The organism is Ruegeria sp. BF8, assembly GCF_056538625.1.
The window spans coordinates 36,333-55,354 of sequence record NZ_JBQFTL010000005.1 but is presented as its reverse complement, the minus strand read 5'-3'; the positions used below and the strand labels follow the sequence as shown (position 1 = coordinate 55,354).

Annotated in this window: 20 protein-coding genes; 7 read left to right on the top strand and 13 right to left on the bottom strand. The window is 64.4% G+C overall.

Annotation, left to right across the window (positions count from 1 at the left end):
- Positions 1 to 13: 13 nt before the first annotated feature.
- The 8 genes from ureC to ACR0LD_RS15950 all read right to left on the bottom strand — a co-directional run bounded on the left by ureC (position 14) and on the right by ACR0LD_RS15950 (position 7,095).
- A complete protein-coding gene (gene ureC, locus ACR0LD_RS15985; RefSeq protein ID WP_170359486.1) occupies positions 14 to 1,723 on the bottom strand; it encodes an urease subunit alpha in 1,710 nt (569 codons plus the stop codon).
- Positions 1,723 to 2,028: an urease subunit beta gene (locus ACR0LD_RS15980; RefSeq protein ID WP_480637921.1), complete on the bottom strand. Its 306-nt coding sequence runs from the start codon at positions 2,026 to 2,028 to the stop codon at positions 1,723 to 1,725. Before ACR0LD_RS15980 ends, ureC begins: the two co-directional genes overlap by 1 nt.
- Positions 2,025 to 2,183: a hypothetical protein gene (locus ACR0LD_RS15975; RefSeq protein WP_480637919.1), complete on the bottom strand. Its 159-nt coding sequence runs from the start codon at positions 2,181 to 2,183 to the stop codon at positions 2,025 to 2,027. The genes ACR0LD_RS15980 and ACR0LD_RS15975 overlap by 4 nt, the downstream gene beginning before the upstream one ends.
- Positions 2,184 to 2,194: 11 nt before the next feature.
- Positions 2,195 to 2,497: an urease subunit gamma gene (locus ACR0LD_RS15970; RefSeq protein WP_005976933.1), complete on the bottom strand. Its 303-nt coding sequence runs from the start codon at positions 2,495 to 2,497 to the stop codon at positions 2,195 to 2,197.
- A gap of 1 nt (position 2,498) precedes the next feature.
- Positions 2,499 to 3,260, bottom strand: a complete 762-nt coding sequence (locus tag ACR0LD_RS15965) for an urease accessory protein UreD (protein WP_480637916.1) — start codon at positions 3,258 to 3,260, stop codon at positions 2,499 to 2,501.
- Between the two features lie 317 nt (positions 3,261 to 3,577).
- Complete coding sequence (locus tag ACR0LD_RS15960; protein WP_480637914.1) at positions 3,578 to 5,557, bottom strand: bifunctional 2',3'-cyclic-nucleotide 2'-phosphodiesterase/3'-nucleotidase; 1,980 nt, start codon at positions 5,555 to 5,557, stop codon at positions 3,578 to 3,580.
- A 223-nt stretch (positions 5,558 to 5,780) separates the two neighbouring features.
- Positions 5,781 to 6,500 (bottom strand): glutathione S-transferase family protein, encoded by a 720-nt coding sequence (locus tag ACR0LD_RS15955; RefSeq protein WP_170435745.1) that lies wholly within the window; start codon positions 6,498 to 6,500, stop codon positions 5,781 to 5,783.
- Positions 6,487 to 7,095: an NAD(P)H-dependent oxidoreductase gene (locus ACR0LD_RS15950; RefSeq protein ID WP_480637912.1), complete on the bottom strand. Its 609-nt coding sequence runs from the start codon at positions 7,093 to 7,095 to the stop codon at positions 6,487 to 6,489. Before ACR0LD_RS15950 ends, ACR0LD_RS15955 begins: the two co-directional genes overlap by 14 nt.
- Positions 7,096 to 7,223: 128 nt before the next feature.
- Between ACR0LD_RS15950 and ACR0LD_RS15945 the strand changes: the two genes are divergently transcribed.
- Complete coding sequence (locus ACR0LD_RS15945; RefSeq protein ID WP_170359492.1) at positions 7,224 to 7,589, top strand: winged helix-turn-helix transcriptional regulator; 366 nt, start codon at positions 7,224 to 7,226, stop codon at positions 7,587 to 7,589.
- Positions 7,590 to 7,593: 4 nt separating this feature from the next.
- Here the strand turns inward: ACR0LD_RS15945 and ACR0LD_RS15940 are convergent, their stop codons facing one another.
- Complete coding sequence (locus ACR0LD_RS15940) at positions 7,594 to 8,607, bottom strand: LacI family DNA-binding transcriptional regulator (protein ID WP_170365805.1); 1,014 nt, start codon at positions 8,605 to 8,607, stop codon at positions 7,594 to 7,596.
- A gap of 246 nt (positions 8,608 to 8,853) precedes the next feature.
- Between ACR0LD_RS15940 and ACR0LD_RS15935 the strand changes: the two genes are divergently transcribed.
- The 6 genes from ACR0LD_RS15935 (at position 8,854) to ACR0LD_RS15910 (ending at position 14,723) form a co-directional block, all read left to right on the top strand.
- Positions 8,854 to 10,122 (top strand): ABC transporter substrate-binding protein, encoded by a 1,269-nt coding sequence (locus ACR0LD_RS15935; protein WP_480637909.1) that lies wholly within the window; start codon positions 8,854 to 8,856, stop codon positions 10,120 to 10,122.
- A gap of 102 nt (positions 10,123 to 10,224) precedes the next feature.
- The gene (locus ACR0LD_RS15930; RefSeq protein ID WP_170341551.1) at positions 10,225 to 11,070 is read left to right on the top strand and encodes a carbohydrate ABC transporter permease; all 846 of its coding nucleotides are present in this window, start codon (positions 10,225 to 10,227) and stop codon (positions 11,068 to 11,070) included.
- Positions 11,067 to 11,906 (top strand): carbohydrate ABC transporter permease, encoded by an 840-nt coding sequence (locus ACR0LD_RS15925; protein ID WP_480637907.1) that lies wholly within the window; start codon positions 11,067 to 11,069, stop codon positions 11,904 to 11,906. The genes ACR0LD_RS15930 and ACR0LD_RS15925 overlap by 4 nt, the downstream gene beginning before the upstream one ends.
- A gap of 21 nt (positions 11,907 to 11,927) precedes the next feature.
- Positions 11,928 to 12,968: an ABC transporter ATP-binding protein gene (locus ACR0LD_RS15920; protein ID WP_170341571.1), complete on the top strand. Its 1,041-nt coding sequence runs from the start codon at positions 11,928 to 11,930 to the stop codon at positions 12,966 to 12,968.
- Positions 12,969 to 12,978: 10 nt separating this feature from the next.
- Complete coding sequence (locus ACR0LD_RS15915; RefSeq protein ID WP_480637905.1) at positions 12,979 to 14,256, top strand: amylo-alpha-1,6-glucosidase; 1,278 nt, start codon at positions 12,979 to 12,981, stop codon at positions 14,254 to 14,256.
- 44 nt (positions 14,257 to 14,300) lie between these two features.
- Positions 14,301 to 14,723, top strand: coding sequence for a GNAT family N-acetyltransferase (locus ACR0LD_RS15910; RefSeq protein ID WP_480637903.1), 423 nt, complete (start codon positions 14,301 to 14,303; stop codon positions 14,721 to 14,723).
- A 17-nt stretch (positions 14,724 to 14,740) separates the two neighbouring features.
- Here the strand turns inward: ACR0LD_RS15910 and ACR0LD_RS15905 are convergent, their stop codons facing one another.
- Genes ACR0LD_RS15905 through ACR0LD_RS15890 form a run of 4 tightly spaced genes read right to left on the bottom strand, consistent with a single transcriptional unit; the run spans position 14,741 to position 18,901 of the window.
- Positions 14,741 to 15,724 (bottom strand): glycosyltransferase family 4 protein, encoded by a 984-nt coding sequence (locus tag ACR0LD_RS15905; protein ID WP_480637901.1) that lies wholly within the window; start codon positions 15,722 to 15,724, stop codon positions 14,741 to 14,743.
- A 14-nt stretch (positions 15,725 to 15,738) separates the two neighbouring features.
- Positions 15,739 to 16,725 (bottom strand): glycosyltransferase family 2 protein, encoded by a 987-nt coding sequence (locus tag ACR0LD_RS15900; protein WP_480637898.1) that lies wholly within the window; start codon positions 16,723 to 16,725, stop codon positions 15,739 to 15,741.
- Between the two features lie 20 nt (positions 16,726 to 16,745).
- Positions 16,746 to 17,666, bottom strand: coding sequence for a glycosyltransferase family 2 protein (locus ACR0LD_RS15895; RefSeq protein ID WP_480637896.1), 921 nt, complete (start codon positions 17,664 to 17,666; stop codon positions 16,746 to 16,748).
- Positions 17,663 to 18,901 (bottom strand): oligosaccharide flippase family protein, encoded by a 1,239-nt coding sequence (locus tag ACR0LD_RS15890; RefSeq protein WP_480637894.1) that lies wholly within the window; start codon positions 18,899 to 18,901, stop codon positions 17,663 to 17,665. The genes ACR0LD_RS15895 and ACR0LD_RS15890 overlap by 4 nt, the downstream gene beginning before the upstream one ends.
- Positions 18,902 to 19,022 lie beyond the last annotated feature (121 nt).

Sequence of the window (19,022 nt, the reverse complement as noted above, 5' to 3'; positions counted from 1 at the left end):
AGGGCGTCCCTTCTCAGAACAGGAAATAGCGTTGCGCCATGGGCAGGGTTTCGGCGGGCTGGCAAGTCAGCAATTCGCCGTCGGCGCGCACCTCGTAGGTTTCGGGGTTCACCTCGATCTCGGGCAGGGCATCGTTCAGCCGCAGGTCGCGCTTACCGATCGCGCGTGTGTTGCGCACGGCTACGGTCTGCTTGGCCAGGCCAAGACGCGCGGCGATGCCGTCCTCCTGCGCGGCTTCCGATACGAAGGTCGCCGCGCTCTGTTCGACCGAGCGGCCATAGGCCCCCCACATCGGCCGGGAATAGACCGGCTGCGGCGTGGGGATCGAGGCGTTCGGGTCGCCCATCTGCGCACAGGCGATGGTGCCGCCCAACAGCACCATCTCGGGCTTCACGCCGAAAAAAGCGGGGCTCCACAGCACCAGATCGGCGCGTTTGCCCTCCTCGATGCTGCCGATATGGGTGCCAAGCCCGTGCGCAATGGCCGGGTTGATCGTGTATTTCGCGATATAACGGCGCACGCGGAAATTGTCGTTTTCGCCTGTTTCCTCCGGCAGGCGCCCGCGTTGTTTCTTCATCTTGTCGGCGGTCTGCCAGGTGCGGATCAGCACTTCTCCCACGCGGCCCATCGCCTGGCTGTCGGAGGCGATGATGCTGAAGGCGCCCATGTCGTGCAGAATGTCCTCGGCCGCGATGGTCTCGCGCCGGATGCGGCTTTCGGCAAAGGCCACGTCCTCGGGGATGGATTTGTCGAGGTGATGGCAGACCATCAGCATGTCCAGATGCTCTTCGACCGTGTTCACGGTAAAAGGCCGGGTCGGGTTGGTCGACGATGGCAGCACATGCGCCTCGCCGCAGATCTTGATGATATCGGGAGCGTGGCCGCCGCCCGCGCCCTCGGTATGGAAGGCGTGGATCGTGCGGCCTTTCATGGCGGCCACGGTGTTTTCGACGAAGCCGCTTTCGTTCAGCGTGTCGGTGTGGATCATCACCTGCACGTCCATCTCGTCGGCCACCGACAGGCAGCAATCGATGGCTGCCGGGGTGGTGCCCCAGTCCTCGTGCAGTTTCAGGGCGCAGGCCCCGGCCAGGACCTGTTCGCGCAGGGCCGCCGGTTGCGAGGCGTTGCCCTTGCCCGCAAAGGCCAGGTTCATCGGAAAGGCATCGGCCGCCTGCAGCATGCGTCCGATATGCCAGGGGCCGGGCGTGCAGGTGGTGGCCAGCGTGCCATGCGCCGGGCCGGTGCCGCCGCCCAGCATGGTGGTCAGGCCGGAATGCAGCGCATCCTCGATCTGTTGCGGGCAGATGAAATGGATGTGGCTGTCGAACCCGCCGGCAGTCAGGATGCGGCCCTCGCCGGCGATGGCTTCGGTGCCGGGGCCGACGATGATATCGACGCCGGGCTGCGTGTCGGGGTTGCCCGCCTTGCCGATCCTGGCGATGCGCCCGTCCTTCAGGCCCACATCCGCCTTGTAGATGCCCGTCCAGTCAACGATCAGCGCATTGGTGATCACGGTGTCCACCGCCCCTTCGGCGCGGGTGGCCTGAGACTGGCCCATGCCATCGCGGATCACCTTGCCGCCGCCGAACTTGACCTCTTCGCCATAGGTGGTCAGGTCGCGCTCGACCTCGATGATCAGGTCAGTATCGGCCAGCCGCACCTTGTCGCCCGTGGTGGGGCCGTACATGGCGGCATAGTCGGAACGTTTGATCCGGGCTGGCATCAGAGGTCTCCCATGACTGCACCGTTGAACCCGAAGACGCGCCGCGCGCCGGCGATCGGGATCAGCTGCACCTCGCGCCTTTGGCCGGGCTCGAACCGCACGGCGGTTCCGGCGGCGATGTCCAGCCGCATGCCGTGGGCGGCGGCCCGGTCGAAATCCAGCGCCGGATTGGTTTCGGCGAAATGATAGTGCGAGCCCACCTGCACGGGCCGGTCACCGGTATTGGCCACCATCAGGGTGATTGGCGCCGCGCCCGCGTTCAGCTCGATTTCTCCGGGGGCGGGGATGACTTCTCCGGGGATCATTTGCGCGCCGTCAGCCAGATCGCGACGCCGCCGATCGCCAGCAGCAGGACCAACACCAGCCAGAGGCCCGAGTCATGCGGGTGCAGGTGCGGCCCGTCATGCGCCAGCGCGGGCGCTGCCATCAGGGCGAAGGGCAGGGAAGCCAGGTGTTTCATCGTCATCTCCTTCAGCGGATGGGGTTGTGGACGGTGACCAGCTTGGTGCCGTCGGGGAACGTCGCCTCGACCTGCACCTCGTGGATCATCTCGGGGATGCCGTCCATGCACTGGTCGCGGGTGATGACCTGCGCGCCGGCCTCCATCATGTCAGCGACCGAGCGGCCGTCGCGGGCGCCCTCGACCACGGCATCGGTGATCAGCGCGATGGCCTCGGGGTAGTTCAGGCGCACGCCCCGGGCCAGGCGCTTGCGCGCCACCTCGGCGGCCATGGCGATCAGCAGTTTGTCTTTTTCGCGCGGCGAGAGTTGCATGTCAGATCATCCAGGGTCTTGGCAGGGAATTGCGGGTCAGCCGGTTCAGGATCGGCACAAGGGTCTGGCGCAGCGCGAAACCGTCGGGCGCCAGCAGGCGCATCAACAGCATGTCGTCACCCACAAGGCTGACGCCGCCGGTGTCAGGCAAGACTGCTCGGATCGGGTCCAGATGCGCAGCGGCATCCGAGCGGATCAGTATCAGGCTGCTGAGCGCGCCCGCGCCGTCGCCAACGCCCGGCCGGGCCATTTCCGCCGCCAGATCACCGATCAGGCGCAGCGCTTCCAGATGCGCCAGCCGGCCCGCACGCCAGATTTGGATGCGGTCTTGGAAGTGGGCCGCAGTAATCCGCTCGCCCATTGCGGCGCGTCCGAAGATCAGCGACTCCACCAGCAGCAGGCCGGCATCAGGGGCCAGATCGGCGCGCAGGCAGCGGTCGATCGAGCAACCATCGAAAAGGATCGTCTCCTGCGGCAGCCAGTTCAACTGGCCGCCTGCCGCCACGGTCAGATGCGTCCTAATCCGGCCCGGGGTTACTCCGGACGCGCGATAGGCGCGCTCGGCGGCCTGCGTGGTCAGGGTCAGATGTGCATCTGGCTGAGCGGTGGCGGAAAGGTCAAAACTGTCTCCGCCGGTGACGCCGCCGGCGGTATTGACCAGAACGGCCTGCATGTCCGAGCCATCACGCCGAGGAAACAGCAGCTTCAGCGACCCTTGCTGGCGCAGGTCCTGCAACTCGGTCCGGCCAGCGCGGCCAACCACGGACACAACACCCCGCCCAACAGCACGGGGAGGCGCGGCGATCGCTTGCGCGGGAGTTATTGCGGACAAAGAGGTTATCGGAAGCTCCGGGCAAAAGGACTGTCGGATGCGAAAGCACCACAGCCTTTTCCTGGTGTCAGTGCAGCACGGCAGAGGCAATTGGTTGAGAAAACTCGTTCGCCCTATTTCTGAGCATTTTTTCCCCTATCGCCTGAAAAATAAGCATCCCGCCAATGCGTGTGATAATCCGGCCTTCAGCCACAAACCAAGAGAAAAGGGCGGCCAGATTGGCCGCCCGATCCGGTGTCTGTCGCCGGTCAGAGCGTGATGCGGAAGGCCGCGAAACCGTCGGCCCCGTCGCCTGCGTCTTCCAGCGCCAAACCTTTGACGTCGCTGATGTAATCGCGCGCCTTGGGACCAGTTTCGAACAGAACCGTGGTGTCGCCCAGCGGTGCGAAGGACCAGTTGCCGTCGGCCTTGGGGTCGATCGTGCCTTGCTCGACGATATAGCGCACGATCACGTCGCGGTTGGTGTCGGGGGCCTCGAACACGATGGCGTCGCCCATCGCGCCCGGGAACGATCCGCCGCCCGAAGCGCGGTAGTTGTTGGTGGCGATGATGAACTCCATGTCGTCGGTCACCGGGGCACCGTTGAACTGCAGGTTCACGATGCGCGCCGCATCAGGGTTGACCTCTTCGCCCTTCGCGCCAAAGCGCGAGGGCTGAGACAGGTCGATCTGATAGGTCACACCGTCGATCACGTCGAAATTGTAGGACGGGAATTCGGGGTTCAGCAGCAGCGCATCCTTGGCGCCCGGCTCGATCTGGTTGAACATCCCGGCCGAACGCTCCAGCCAGCCGCGCAGTTGCGCGCCGTTCACCCGCACCGCGCGCACGGTGTTGGGATAGAGATACAGGTCGGCCACGTTCTTGATCGCCACATCGCCCACCGGCACGTCGGTATAGTATTCCGGGCCACCCCGGCCACCGGCCTTGAACGGCGCCGCGGCCGACAGGATCGGCAGACCCTCGTGCTCGGTGCCTTTCAGCATCTCCTCAACATACCATTTCTGCGCGATCGACACGATCTGGACCGAGGGATCATCGGCCACCAGCGCGAAATAGCTGTGCAGCGGGGCCGAGGTCTTGCCCACCGCGCGGCGCACATAGGCCAGCGTTTCCTCGTGGTCCCGCGCGACCGAGGCCAGCACCTTTGGGTCGTCATCGACCAGCGCGGTGATCGAGCGGTCTTCGTTGCGCTTCGAGATCGGCCGCGCCTCGGAGGTGGTGGAAACCACGCGCCATTCGTTGCCGTCGCGTTCCAGCAGCAGGTCGAGCACGCCCAGATGCGACCCCCAGAACCCGCCCATGACGGCCGGCTTGCCCATCAGCGTGCCCTTGTCCACGTCAACTCCGGCACGGTCGGCGAAGGTGGGCGAGGGGAAGACCAGGTGGTTGTGCCCGGTCACAAGCGCGTCGATGCCATCGACCCCGGCCAGCGGGACCGAGGCGTTCTCCATCCCGTCCGCGTGATCGGCCGCGCCGATGCCCGAATGCGACAGGGCCAGGATCAGATCGCAGCCTTGCTCTTTCATCTCGGGCACATAGGCTTTGGCGGTCTCGACGATGTCGCGGGCCTGCACGTTGCCTTCCAGGTGGCGGCGGTCCCAGTTCATGATCTGCGGCGGGGTGAAGCCGATGACGCCGATGCGGATCGGCTGCTTGCTGCCATCGCCCAGCTCGATCTCGCGATCGAGGATGACATAGGGCTGCACCAGTGTCTTGTCCGCGCGGGGGTTTGCGCCCTGTTCCTTGGCGATATTGGCCAGCACGATCGGGAACTGCGCCCCGGCCAGCGATTTTTCCAGAAAGCTCAGGCCATAGTTGAACTCGTGGTTGCCCAGCGTCGCGGCATCATAGCCCAACGTGTTGAACGCGTTGATGATCGGGTGGGTGTCGCCGTCGTTCATGCCACGCTCGTAGGCGATGTAGTCGCCCATCGGGTTGCCCTGAAGAAAGTCGCCATTGTCGACCAGCATCGAGTTTGTGGCCTCGGCCCGGATCTCGTTGATGATCGAGGCCGCGCGTGACAGGCCCACCGTATCGCGCGGCTTGTCGGCATAGTAGTCGTAGGGAAAGACGTGAACGTGAATGTCGGTCGTTTCCATGATCCGCAGATGCGCCTGGTTGCTTGCGGCGGCGGCAGAAAACGGGTGCAGGGAAACCATGGCGACGCCGGCCGTGGTGGTGGCCAGGAATTGACGCCGCGACATCGCGAATTTGCTGGATAGGGTCATGAGGCACCTCTCGAAATAAATTGGTCGACGCATCATCTGAACGTTTATGACGACAATGATGTGACAGCGCGGCCCGAGGGGATCACCCAGCGCGCCGATGGTTCAGACTGACCGCTTTTGACACCCGAGTAAAGCGTCCTCCCGGCCATCGACCTGCGCGCGGGCGGTGCGGCGCCCAAGGTGCTGTGGTGCGGGCCCGGGCTAGGGAGCCCGGGCCGCGGCCTCAGTCCTTTTTCACGTCACCGGCAAACCGCGCGGCGTTCTCCCGCGCAAAGGCGCTGGCATCAGCCGAGGCATCCCAGAACTGGGGATTGGCCTTGGGAATGGTCAGCGCCTTCTGCACTGCGGGGCGGGCATCGATGCGGTCGAACCATGCGTTCAGATGCGGAAGGTCATCGACCTGAACCCGCGCCCAGACATAGGCCCGCGCCCAAGGGAACAGCATCATATCCGCGATCGTGTATTGCCCCGCCGCGATCCAGTCGCGCCCATTCAGTCGATCATTCATCACCTCCATCAGGCGGCGGCTTTCGTCCACGTAGCGGCGGATCGAGAATGGTTCGGTATGGCCATTGGGGGCAGCAATGTGCTGGAAATACATGGCTTGGCCCATCATCGGACCCACATGCCCGACCTGGAACAGCATCCACTGCATCACCTCGGACTGCTGCATCGGATCTGAGGGCAGGAACTGACCGTATTTCTGCGCGAGGTGCCACAGGATTGCGCCGCTTTCGAAAATCGCGCGACCTTCGGCCCGGTCCTCGATCACCGGGATCTTGCCATTGGGGTTCAGCGACAAGAACGCGGGCGACTTTTGTTCCTGTTTGGAAAAGTCGATGGGCGTCAGGTCGTAGGGTACGCCTGCCTCTTCCAGGAAGATCACCGGTTTGTAGCCATTCATCGTGGCCGCGGTGTAGAGGTGAATGTCAGGCTGCGACATGCGCGATCTCCTCGAAAAGCTCTTTCAGATGCGCGTCGAACCGCTGGAAATCCTGTTCGATCCGGGGGTTCTTCATCACGTCGAAGGCCGCGAAGGTGGGCAGGGGCTGCATCGCCAGAAACTTGGCGTTCAGGTGCATTGGCCACAGCAGGTCATCGACGCTGGCCCCGGCAAAGAACGGCTCGGCCGGGTTGTCGAACGCCTCGCGCGGGGCGTTGAAGGTGACCGACAGCATGTATTTCGTCCCGTGCAGCAGGCCACCGGTGCCGTAATTGGCCTTGGGCGCCTCGGCGGTCCGGCCGTCGCCGGCCAGCAGCCGGCCGTCCATGCCCGCGGTGTAGACCTCGTCGAGGTACTTTTTGAACACCCACGGTACACCCATCCAATTCACCGGAAACTGCATGATGACCACATCCGCCCAGACATGGGCGTCAATCTCGGCATTGATGTCGTATCCTTCGGCAACCGTGGTCACGCGCACCTCGTGGCCCATGCCGGTCAGCGCGTCCTGCGCCCGTTGCACCAGCGACGCATTCAGGCGGCCAGGTGCGAATTCATGAGGCTGCGTACCGTTCACGATCAGGATCTTGCTCATGTCCATATCCTTGGTTTTGAAACTGCTTGCCCCTTGACTTCGGTCGGGGTGAAACCGAACTTGAGAACAGTAGTGATGAATTGCAACCAGTTTACTTTTTGTAACCTGTGACTGGACTGGAGAAGGTGATGCGTGCCCGTATCGAACAGGACGACCAAGGCAAGCGGCAAGCAGTGGATGCGTGCAGCGAACCATGCCCCATCGAGCGCGGCATGCGGATCATTGGTGGCAAGTGGACCGGGTCGATCCTGTGGCATCTCAAAGACGAGCCGGTACGATTCAATGACTTGGCCCGGATGATCGGTGGCGCCAGCAAAAAGATGATCGCCGAACGCTTGCGCCAATTGGAGCAACAGGGCCTGGTGCACCGCCAAGTGCTCGAAACCTCACCGGTTTCGGTGCAGTACTCCGTGACCGACCGTGGACGCACCGCGCTGGGTTTTCTGGACGAGCTGCGGAAGTGGAGTGAGACCTTGCCGGATACGCGCGCCTGACTCGTCAGCGGTCCTTCTGCAGCGGCCCCGTGGTTTCCCGTGCGATGAACCGGGCTGAAACTTCGGACACGATTACCGGCATGTCAGGGTCTTTTATCCTGTCCAGCAGAGTACGTGCGAGCTTGCGGCCCAACCGCTTTGGCGAAACCGCCATGGTACTGAGCGCGGGAATTGCGACCGAGGCATCCTCGGTATCGTCAAATCCAACAATCGAAACATCCCGCCCCGGCTGCAACCCAGCCCGCATCAGGCCGAAACACGCCCCCAAAGCGACCATGTCGCCATTGCAGACCACCGCCGTGACCTCAGGATGGGCGTCGTGTAATTTCAGCATCTCCTGCATACCCGCACGCTTGGTGTCAGGTGAGGGCCAGATGATCGGCGGCCCCAAAGACAAGTCCTGCAGCGTACGCTCATACCCGGCTATGCGCTGCTTTCGAACGGGGTTCATGCCGATGCCGCCGAAGAATGCGATGTGCCTGTGCCCCAGTTCCGCCAGGTGATTGGTCGCGGTCGCGGTCGCTTCGGCATTTCTGATGCCCACATGATCAAAATCAGGGCTGACATGGCGCAGAAAGGTCACCGTGGGCAAACCATGCGTGCGCAAGAGTTGAAGGGTTTCTGCGGTGGTCTCCAGCGCAGGCACCCACAGCAGGCCGCCGCGCCCGTTGCGGATGAAATCCCGCAATTGCTTGCCCTGCCGGTCCGCGTCGTCGCGCGTGTCCAAGATCGAAACCAGATACCCCTCGGCCTCCAGCAACTCGACCGCGCCGCTGACGACTTCGGCATTGAACGGGTTTGCGAACTGGTTCAGAACGAATCCGATTTCCCGGTTCTCGCCTGATCGCATCGACGCCGCCCGCGAGTCCGTGACATAGTGCAAGGCCTCGGCCGCCTGCAGCACTTTCTTACGGGTCTGCTCGGAAATCCGCCCAGTGCCGCGCATCACCTGGCTGACCGTCGGGATCGAGACTCCGGCGGCTTTGGCGACACTGGCGAGGGTAGGTTTGGCGGGCATTTCTCGGACTTCTGATATATCGTTGCATCATCAAAATGCCCAACTCACTAGGGCATTGCAACGAGCAATTCCCACAACTTACTAAAGTTCGGGCCAACCGATTGGAAAATATTCATTGACGGAAGATATATCGTTATACCATGCTAATGACATCGCCTGGGGTGAGTCGCCGCACGACAAGCACAGCAAACCGACCCCACCGGGCAGAACGGGCAAAAGGCCCAATCGAAACTCTGGGAGGAGTCCATGTCAATTCAATCCAAGCTGGTCGGTGCCGCATCCGGCCTTGTTCTGGCCCTGGCCACAAACGTGGCGCAGGCCGAGGTTCTGTTCTGGTCGACGCAGGCCAAGCCGGTCGAAGAGGCGCAGGCCATGCGCGAACAGGTTCTTTCAGGCTTCGAGGGTGGCGTGGACTACCAGCCCAATGACGGCGGCCCCTGGCTGACGCGTCTGCAGGCCGAATTGCAGGCCGGCTCGGGCACGATCGGCGTGCTGGGCGCGCTGCATGGTGACTTCTCGGCCATGAACCCCGACGATCTGGTCGACCTGGATGATCTGGGCATCGCCTCGGCCTCGGACACGTTCAACGAACTGGCGACGCTGGGGGCAGGCAGCCTGCAATACATCCCCTGGATGCAGGCCAGCTATATCATGGCGGCCAACAAAGAGGCGTTGCAGTACCTGCCCGAAGGCGCAGACATCAATGCATTGACCTATGACCAGCTGATCGAATGGGCCGCCAACGCCCATGAGGCAGCGGGCGAGCCGAAATTCGGCTTTCCGGCCGGGCCCAAGGGCCTGAAGCACCGCTTCTTCCAGGGCTATCTGTATCCGTCCTATACGAACGGCGTGGTGCGGACCTTTGCCAGCGACGATGCCGTGACCGCGTGGGAAAAATTCCGCGAGCTGTGGACGCATACCAACCCGGCCTCGACCAACTTCTCGTTCATGCAGGAACAGCTGTTGTCGGGCGACGCCTGGATCGTTTTCGACCACACCTCGCGTCTGGCGCAGGCCTTCAACGAGCGGCCTGATGACTTCGTGGCCTTCCCGGCCCCGGCGGGCCCGACCGGGCGCGGCTTCATGCCGGTTCTGGCTGGGGTTGCGATCCCCAAAACCGCACCGGACATGGAAGCGTCCAAAGCTCTGGTTGCCTACATGATGAAGCCGGAAACCCAGATCGCCACGCTGCGCGCGACGAACTTCTTCCCGGTCGTCGCGGTTGACCTGCCCGACGACCTGCCGCCAGCCGTAAAAGCCGCAGGCGACGCGGTCGCCAAGATGAGTGGCTCGGCCGATGCCAACCCCGGGCTGCTGCCCGCGGGACTGGGCGACAAGGGCGGTGACTTCAACCGCGTCTATACAGATGCGTTCGAGCGGATTGTACTGGGTGGTCAGGACATCCGCACCGTGCTGGACGATCAGAAAGGCGCATTGGAGGCGATCATGCAGGAGACCGGCGCGCCCTGCTGGGCTCCGGATGCACCCTCGGACGGTCCGTGCCCTGTCGAATAAGGGTCTGACCTGATCCTCGCACCGGGCCTGATGCAGGCCCGGTGTCCCCCCGAACTCTCTGCCCGAAACCACCGGAACTTCCGCAAGGAAAGGAGCGATCTGATGAACGCTCGTGTGTTGCCCTATGTGCTGATCCTGCCCGTGACGGCGTTTCTGTGCCTGTTCTTTCTGTATCCTTTCGTCCTGGTCGCCAAGCAGGCTTTCAACACCGGCGACGGGTTCACGCTGGACAATTTCCGGCAGGTGGTCGGGTACTGGAAATTCCCGATCTCGCTGCAGAATACGCTGCTGCTGGCGGCGGCGGTGGTTCCGGTGCAACTGGCGCTGGCGCTGCTGATGGCCACGATGGTCAACAAGATGCAGCGCGGACGCGACCTGGTGCTGTATGTCTGGACCATCCCGCTGGGTATCTCGGATCTGGCCGCAGGCATCATCTGGCTGGCGATCTTCGAACAGTCGGGTTTCCTGAACTCCATGCTTTCTGGGCTGGGCGTGGTGGACCGGCCGGTGAATTTCCTCAGCTATCAGCACCCCGGCGTGGTGTTCCTGGCCATCGCCCTGGCCGAGATCTGGCGCGCCACCGCGATCATGCTGGTGATCCTGGTGGCCGGGATCGGCCTGATCCCCAAGGAATACTACGAGGCGGCCGAGGTCTTTGGCGCCTCGCCCTGGAAACGCTTCACCCGCATCACGCTGCCGCTGCTGCGCCCGTCGCTGCAAACGGCACTGGTGCTGCGCGTGATCCTGGCCTTCGAGGTCTTCGCCGTGGTGCTGGCCCTGGGCGGCACCCTGTTCCCCGTCCTCATGAGCGAAACCTACGCCTATCAGTTCGACCTGCTTGACAGCGGCGCAGCGGCGGCGATGGCGCTGATCATCCTCGCCATCTCGATCGGGTTCACCCTGATCATCCTGCGCGCCCTGCGTGTCCCGAAAGGAGCCACGATATGACGACCGTCACGACCGATGTCGCCGCGCCCGATACGCGCCGGGCCGGACGCTATGTCTACATCGCCGCGGTGGTGCTACTGTGCGCCTGGGTGCTGGTGCCGCTGTATTTCCTGCTGATCAACACGCTGTCTTCGCCGGAAACGGTGAACAGCTTTCCCAAGCCCTTCATCCCCGAATTCGACCTGGGGAGCCTGGGGTTCTTTGCAGGCTTCGCGGGCATCCTGACCGCGCTCAAAAACTCGATCCTGGTGGCCGGGCTGACGATGATCATGTCGATCCTGATCGGCGCGCCGGCAGGCTATGCCCTGTCGCGGTTCGAATTTCGCGGGAAAGAGGCGTTCCGCCTGCTGATCCTGCTGACCCGCGCCTTTCCGCTGCCGCTGCTGGCACTGCCCTTGGCGGTGATGTTCATCCAGACCGGGCTGGATGACACGGTATTCGGCCTGTCGCTGGTGCACACCACGTTGGCCATCCCGTTTGCGGTGCTGATCACGTTCTCGCTGTTTTCCGGCATCCCGCTGGAACTGGAAGAGGCCGCCTGGACGCTGGGCTGCACCCGGCTGACCGCCTTCACCAAGGTGGTGCTGCCACTGATCCTGCCGGGGATCACGGCCTCGGCCATCTTCGCCTTCGTGATCTCGTGGAACGAGGTGTTCGCCGCCGCCGTCCTGACGATCGAGAACCGGACCCTGACGGCCTTTTTGCTGCAGAACCTCGACACCTCGCCGCTGCATCTGAAATTCGCGGGCGGTTTCATTCTGGTCGTGCCGGCACTGATCTTCATCTTCGCCGTGCGCAAATACCTGTTCGCCATGTGGGGCATCGCCAACCGCTGACAGCCCCAAGGAGTTGGAATAATGGCAGAAATTCAAATCAAGAATGTCGCGAAACGCTTTGGCAGCTACCAGGCGCTGCACGACATCAACCTGACCATCCAGGACCAGGAATTCATGGTTCTGCTGGGGGCCTCGGGCTGCGGCAAGACCACGCTGCTGCGGATCATCGCCGGGCTCGAGACCGCGACCGAGGGCGAGGTCTGGATCGGCGGGCGCCGGGTGGATCACCTGCCGCCCAAGGATCGGGGCATCGCCATGGTGTTCCAGAACTATGCCGTATTCCCGCATCTGACCGTGTTCGAAAACATCGGGTTCGGCCTGCGGATGCAGAAACTGCCCAATGACGAGGTCAAGCGCCGGGTCGAGCGCACGGCGGGTCTGATGCATATCGACCAGCTGCTGGGGCGCTATTCGGGCGAGCTGTCCGGCGGTCAGCGCCAGCGCGTCGCCGTGGCCCGCGCCCTGGCGATGGAGCCCGACGTGATCCTGATGGACGAGCCCCTGTCGAACCTGGACGCGCTGCTGCGGATGGAGATGCGGGCCGAGCTCAAAGGCGTTCTGGCCGAAAGCAACACCACCGCCATCTATGTCACCCACGACCAGGTCGAAGCCATGAGCATGGCCGACCGGATCAGCGTGATGCATCAGGGCAAGATCGTTCAGGCGGCCTCGCCGATCGAGGTCTACCGCAACCCGGCGGCCGAGTTCGTGGCCGGATTCATCGGCAATCCGCCGATGAACTTCCTGCCCGCCACTCCGACCAGAGACGGCAAATGGACAGTCGCGGGCCAGATCCTCGACGGGCCGTCCCGGACCACGCCGCTACATTTCGCCATCCGCCCCGAGGATCTGCGCCCGGCCGACACGGGCCTGGCCGCCACGGTCAAGGTGGTCGAACCGTTGGGCGCGCACCTTCTGGTCACCTGCAGCGTGGATGGCGCCTTGTTCCGCGCGGTTCTGGACAGCGATCTGACCGTCCGCCGCGGCGACACCCTGACCCTGGCCCCGCAGCCCGACCGGGTGCGCTGGTTCGACCCCGAAACAACCCTGGCCGTGGCCTGAGGAGCGCGCAATGAAACAGGATCTGATCGAACAGGCCCGCGCCGTTCTGGCCCGAAACGACCGGGGCGACTACACGGTGCCCACCCACGGCCTCTATCCGTTCCAGTGGAACTGGGACAGCGCGCTCAGCGCCCTTGGGTTCTCGCATTTCGACGAGGCCCGCGCCTGGCGCGAGATCGAGACCTTGTTCCGGCATCAGTGGGATGATGGCATGGTGCCGCATATCATCTTCCACGAGATGAATGACGGCTATTTCCCGGGGCCGGACGTCTGGGCCACGGGCCACGCGGTTCCCACCTCGGGCATCACGCAACCGGCGGTGGCTGGGTTCGCCGTGCGGCGGATCCATGCGCGGGCGAAGAACCGGGGGCTGGCCGATGCGCAGGCCCGCGCCCTGCTGCCCAAGATCCACGCCTGGCATCAATGGTTCTTCACGAACCGCGACCCGCAGGGTACCGGTCTGGTCGCCATCATTCACCCGTGGGAATCGGGGCGCGACAACTCGGTCGATTGGGATGCGGCGCTGGCCCGGGTCCCGACCGAGGGCGTGGCTCCGTTCCAGCGTCGCGACGTAGCCCATGCCAACCCGGCGCACAGGCCGACCGACGAAGAATACCGCCGCTATATCTGGCTGGTGCAACATTTCCGCGACCTTGGCTGGGACAATTCCAAGCTGCATGACGCCTCGCCGTTCCGGGTCGTGGACCCGGGATTCAACGCGATCCTGATCCGCTCGTGCCTTGACCTTGCTGCGCTGGCCGACGACTTGGGCGAGGCCGAGATCGCCAGCGCTTCGCGCGCCTTTGCCCAGGCGGGCATCGCGGCGATGGACGCCCTGTGGTGCGAGACCCGCGGGCAATATCTGTGCTTTGATCGGGCCACCGGGGCGCTGATCGACAGCCCCTCGATCGGCGGCTTGTTGGCGGCGTTCTGTCCCATCCCCGAGCACCGCGCGCAGGCCATCGCCCAGCGGTTGGACGCCATCGGAGCCGCAGTTCCGTATCTGGTGCCCAGCCACGACCCGGCGGCCCCTGAATTCGACGGACTAAGGTACTGGCGCGGGCCGGTCTGGCTGATCGTGAACTACATGATCGCCGATGGTCTGAAACGCGCGGGCCAGACCCGGATCGTGCAGCGGATCGTCGACGACAGCCTGCGCCTGATCGAGCAAAGCGGCTTTGCCGAGTATTACGACCCAGTCACTGCCGAACCCTGCGGCGGCAGCAGCTTTACCTGGACGGCCGCGATGGTGATCGAGATCCTGAACGCGGAAACCACCCCGGCATGAACGGCGCTGCACCGGTCCCCGCCCAATGGATACCGGACTGACCGATGGCAGGACCGTCCATTGTTTCCGCCCCCGGGCAAGCGGACTGGGTCGAGCAAGCCCTTCTTGCGGAATTGCGGGCCACTGCGCCCCAAGGGGTCAATGACAGCATCACGCTGATTGCGCAGGACGGCGAGGGCCGGGTTGGCGGCCTGCATGGCGCCACCTCCTATGGGTGGCTGCTGATCAAGTCCTTATGGATCGACCCGGCCCATCGACGCCGCGGTTTGGGTCGGCAGTTGCTGGACCACGCCTTTGACGAGGCGCGCCGACGCGGGTGTCATTCTGCGTGGCTGGACACATCCAACCCGGCCGCCACACGGTTCTATCAGGCTTCGGGCTTCGAGCCCTTTGGTCGCCTGGCCAACACGCACACGCAAAACCCGCCCGGACATTGCCGCTGGTTCTTGTGGCGCCCCTTGCCGTAGCCGTGGCCACGCCGCCCTCACAACCGTTTGGCCGGGTCGAACACCTGCTGCCACCGCTGTGCATAGCGGGATCTGTCAGCCTTGGGCGCCAGGACGGGAACCACCGGAGGCGTACCCGCCAGAATCGCCTCGATCGATTTGCGCCACGCCTTGGGATCGGACCCGCACGGGATCACGCCGCTTGCCCCGATCCGGTCACGCAGACCGTCGACCATGCTGACGATGACCGGACGCCGCGCCGCGCGCGCCTCATCCGCCACCAGCCCGTAGGCCTCCCATCGCGAGGGCATCGCCACCACGTCCACGACCCGATAGGCTTCGGCCGGGTCGTCGGCGTGGCCCCGAAACTCGATCCGCCGATCGCCTGCGGCCAAGGCTGCAAGGCGGTCGCGCTGGCTGCCTTCGCCGAAGATCACAAGCCGTGCATCGGGGTTGGGGCACATGCGAAATCCTTCGATCAGCAGATCGAAACCTTTCTGCGGCTCGAGCCGTCCGATCGCACCGATGACCCGGGCCGCCTCGACCGGCCCGGCTGCGCGCGCAACTGCGCTCAGGTCAACCTGCGGCGAGATCACGCTCAGCTTGGATGCCGGGGCCAACCGACGTTCGGCCATCCAGCCGGCCTGCGCCTTGCTGACGGCGATGACCTGATCGAACAACGAATAGGTCACGCGCAGCATCGCAAAGAACCGCCGCTTGTGCGGCACGTTCAAGGCGGTGAAAGACCGGGTATAGCTGTGTTCGACATGAACCAGCCGCGTGGTGGGATGCATCGCCCGCAAGGCCGAGAAAGCCGGCAGGCAGCGCCAGCCGGGGGCGATGTGGCACACGATGACATCGGCGTCGAAACTGCCCCAGCTGAAGGCGCTCCGTTTGACCGGGCGAACCTTTTGGTGGACTTCGTCGGCCAGTTCGGGCAGCTGCGAAAGATGGTCGAGCATACGCATGACCCCACCGGCCGTGGTGTCATCAACAAGGTGAAGAACGGTGATCTTGGACATTTGGAAACCTCGGTTCAGATGGAAGTCTGGCGGCGCATGAGGCGACCGGCTTGAACAACAGGCGCTGGCCCGACCGCGCGCAGGGCTGCGGCCGCGATGATGGTGGTCAACGTTTTGGCGGGTTCTTCGATCACGGGCAGGGCGCTGGTTGAAACCGACCGCTGCGCAAGCTCCCAGGCCTTGTGCGCATCCAGATTGCTGACCGCGCGGCGCGCGAGATAGCGCAGCTGATAGGCGCGCGCCGCCGCCTCGTGCCGGGCAAAGAATTCGGGGTTCAGCGGACGCAGCTTGTCAACCATCCGCTCCCACGCCTGCAACTGCCGGTCCAAGGCCGCCGACAGGCCGGTCGCATGGATCCGGTAGCGGGTCAGCAACCCCGGTACGCCTCCGATTTGCCAATCCGTCGTCAGCATCAGCCGCAGCCAGCATTCGATGTCCTCGGACTGACGAAAGGTTTCGTCAAAGACCCAGTCGCGCTTGGTTTCGAACGCCGGGCGGTAGGCCAGATCGAGCAAGGCGGATTTGCGCATCACCGCTGCTGATCCATTGCCGATCGGGTTGCGTTTCAGGACATGTGCCGCCGTCACGTCCCGCAGGCGCGGCGACTGGCGGACGCGCATCAACCGACCACCCTCGTCGACCATGGCACTGCCGGAATAGCTGATCGCAACGTCGGGTTCGGCCTGCAGGTGGCGCACATGGGTGGCCAGCTTTTCGGGCAGCCACAGATCGTCGGCGTCGCAAAAGCCAACGAACTCTCCCCGCGCGGCCGCGATGCCGGTATTGCGCGCCCCGGCGAGGCCGCGGTTTTCCTGCCGGATCACCCGCACTGTTGGGTCGGTCGCATGGGCGCGGGCAATGGCGTGGGTTTCGTCCTGCGAGCCGTCATCCACGATGATGATTTCGAAATCATCATGGGTCTGCGACAGAAGCGAGGCCAGAGTCTCGGCCAGGGTCGCGGCGGTGTTGTAGGCGGGAACGATGATGGATGCCTGGGGCATTTTGGGTCTCCTGGTTGGGATCAGCGGGCAAACAGCGCTTGACGGATCGGGCGGGGCAGGGCGGGGGCCAGTGCCGCGCCAAGTGCAGTGGGTACACCGCGGCGGATTGGGTTGAGAAAGCTGCGCGCGCTCAGCGCCAGTCCGGCGCGGGCATAGGCGCGGGCCATCGACGGTTCCGCGCCCAGACGCAGCGCGCGCCGGGCCAGATACCGCAAATAGATCGCCTCGGACGCGGGCGACGGCGCGACGCCGTAGCGGGCCGCCGTTGCAACCGCCCGTGCGCGCCCGGCCCGCATCGCCTCGAGGTCCGAAGACAGACCGATGCCGCTGGTCCGGTACCAGACCTGCAGGCGATCAACCCCGGTGATCACGTGGCCTTCGCCCGCCAAGCGGATCAGCAGCTCGAGATCTTCGTTGTGGACCGCTGCCGGGCTCAACCCGCCGACGGCAGCGAACACCTGGCGGCGCACTGCAAGGTTCGACATCGTGCACACCGCATTTTCCGCCAGCAGGTCCGGAATGGTCAGGGGATCGGTGGGAACCGTCGAGCGCGTCGGACAATCGCCGGGGGTTTCGGAAAAGAACCCGATCTGGCCAAAGGCCGCATCAATGCTGGTATCCGCAAACAACCGGTCCAGTTGGGCCAGCTTGTGGGTGACCCACAGGTCATCCGCGTCGCAGAACGCGAGGATGTCGCCCGAGGCCACTGCCGCACCATGGTTGCGCGCAGAGCTGGGACCGCGATTAGGATTGGCCTCAACCCGCACCCGGGTGTCCCGCGCGCAGAATTGCCGGACAACTTCGGTCGTCTGGCGCGAGGGCTTGTCGCCCACGCAGATGAGTTCGAAATCGGCAAAGCTCTGCCCCAGCAGGCTGTTCAGGGTGGCCGCAATGGTTGCCGCGTCATTGTGGAAGGGAACGATGATGGAAAACCGGGTCATTGGGCGCGCGCCTCCTGAGTGATTGCAGAACCCCGCGGCAGCAGCGCCCAAGATGCGGTCAGCATGATGGCGCTGCAGGTGCAGACATACCCGACGGCGACGGGCATCAAGCCCAGCGGCGCCATCAGGGCCGTGTTGGCGATCAGGCCCACGGCCAGAACCGTGCTGACCCGCAATTCCGTGACGGGGCGGTTTTCCGACCGCAGCCATCCGGCGACCGCCGACCAGATCACCGTCGGCAGGGCCGCCAGGCACAGAACCGACACCACCGGGGCGATCTCGGCCCAGCCCTGTCCCAGAAGCAGCGGCACATAGACCGGGGCCAATGCCGCCTGCAGCAAAACCAGCGGCGTCAGGATCAGCAGCGACAGGCCCAGCCCGTGGCGCAGCGCCCCATGCTTGTCCTCGGCCGCGCACAGATGCGGGAACAGAACGACCGAGAAGGCTTGCGTGAACGAAGTGGCCAGCCCAAGCCCCGCATTGAAAGCCATGAAATAGATGCCAAGCGCCTCTGCGCCCATCATCGCGCCCACCACCAGCTTGTCTGCCTGCAGGCGCAGAACCTTGACCAGTTCGACGCCCAGAACGGCCCAGCCGTAGACCACGAAAGGTTTCAAGGCTGCAAACCCGGCTTGACGATCAGGCGACCACCGACGCAGGCGGCGCATCAGCACCAGCCAGACAGGTGCAGTCAGCAGGCGCGGAAGGACCAGCGCCAGGGGCGAAGCCCAGACCACCGCCAGCAGCGCCGTCAGGGCGTTGGCCCCCACGACTTGCCCGCCGGCGATCGCGGCGGTCTGCTGCAGCTTGCCCTCGCGCATTGCCAGTGCGGCCTGAACCAGGCCCCCCGGCATGAACAGGTATTCCCCGGCCAGCACCGCCAGCAGCATCGCCAGCATGGTGTGGCCCATGATGAACACCGCCGCCGCGACCGCCAGTTGCAGCAGGCACAGCCCCGCGCACCAGACCCAGAAGATGCGGTGCGCCGTGTTGCACCGCCGCGCCAGCTCCTCGGACGGAGCCTGAATGATACGCTGGTTCACCCCATTCTCGGTCAGCGCCTTGAGGATGTCGCCCGCCGCCAGAGCTGCTGCGGCCAGACCGATCGCTTCGGGGCTGAGGGTACGGGCAACGGCCACCACGACGACCAGGCGCGACGCCTTGGCCGCCACTTCGGAGGCGGTGTAGGCCAAAAGATGCTGTAGGAAGCCTGATCGTGCAAAGCTGTGCGTCATGACGCCGTTATCCCGAAAAACAGTTGTTGGTTCTGTTGTACGGGTGGCTAGGGTCTGTGTCCCGGACGCGGTCGGACGGGGCAGGGGACCGTTCGGAGAGGGACCTATCCGAATGGGACAA

Bases quoted from the DNA above. Each gene is read 5' to 3' on its own strand.
- ACR0LD_RS15890 (WP_480637894.1), bottom strand. From the start codon at position 18,901: ATGACGCACAGCTTTGCACGATCAGGCTTCCTACAGCATCTTTTGGCC.
- ACR0LD_RS15925 (WP_480637907.1), top strand. From the start codon at position 11,067: ATGACGACCGTCACGACCGATGTCGCCGCGCCCGATACGCGCCGGGCC.
- ACR0LD_RS15915 (WP_480637905.1), top strand. From the start codon at position 12,979: ATGAAACAGGATCTGATCGAACAGGCCCGCGCCGTTCTGGCCCGAAAC.
- ACR0LD_RS15975 (WP_480637919.1), bottom strand. From the start codon at position 2,183: ATGAAACACCTGGCTTCCCTGCCCTTCGCCCTGATGGCAGCGCCCGCG.
- ureC (WP_170359486.1), bottom strand. From the start codon at position 1,723: ATGCCAGCCCGGATCAAACGTTCCGACTATGCCGCCATGTACGGCCCC.
- ACR0LD_RS15900 (WP_480637898.1), bottom strand. From the start codon at position 16,725: ATGCCCCAGGCATCCATCATCGTTCCCGCCTACAACACCGCCGCGACC.
- ACR0LD_RS15920 (WP_170341571.1), top strand. From the start codon at position 11,928: ATGGCAGAAATTCAAATCAAGAATGTCGCGAAACGCTTTGGCAGCTAC.
- ACR0LD_RS15910 (WP_480637903.1), top strand. From the start codon at position 14,301: ATGGCAGGACCGTCCATTGTTTCCGCCCCCGGGCAAGCGGACTGGGTC.
- ACR0LD_RS15960 (WP_480637914.1), bottom strand. From the start codon at position 5,557: ATGACCCTATCCAGCAAATTCGCGATGTCGCGGCGTCAATTCCTGGCC.
- ACR0LD_RS15955 (WP_170435745.1), bottom strand. From the start codon at position 6,500: ATGTCGCAGCCTGACATTCACCTCTACACCGCGGCCACGATGAATGGC.
- ACR0LD_RS15935 (WP_480637909.1), top strand. From the start codon at position 8,854: ATGTCAATTCAATCCAAGCTGGTCGGTGCCGCATCCGGCCTTGTTCTG.
- ACR0LD_RS15905 (WP_480637901.1), bottom strand. From the start codon at position 15,724: ATGTCCAAGATCACCGTTCTTCACCTTGTTGATGACACCACGGCCGGT.
- ACR0LD_RS15980 (WP_480637921.1), bottom strand. From the start codon at position 2,028: ATGATCCCCGGAGAAGTCATCCCCGCCCCCGGAGAAATCGAGCTGAAC.
- ACR0LD_RS15895 (WP_480637896.1), bottom strand. From the start codon at position 17,666: ATGACCCGGTTTTCCATCATCGTTCCCTTCCACAATGACGCGGCAACC.
- ACR0LD_RS15945 (WP_170359492.1), top strand. From the start codon at position 7,224: ATGCGTGCCCGTATCGAACAGGACGACCAAGGCAAGCGGCAAGCAGTG.
- ACR0LD_RS15970 (WP_005976933.1), bottom strand. From the start codon at position 2,497: ATGCAACTCTCGCCGCGCGAAAAAGACAAACTGCTGATCGCCATGGCC.
- ACR0LD_RS15950 (WP_480637912.1), bottom strand. From the start codon at position 7,095: ATGAGCAAGATCCTGATCGTGAACGGTACGCAGCCTCATGAATTCGCA.
- ACR0LD_RS15930 (WP_170341551.1), top strand. From the start codon at position 10,225: ATGAACGCTCGTGTGTTGCCCTATGTGCTGATCCTGCCCGTGACGGCG.
- ACR0LD_RS15940 (WP_170365805.1), bottom strand. From the start codon at position 8,607: ATGCCCGCCAAACCTACCCTCGCCAGTGTCGCCAAAGCCGCCGGAGTC.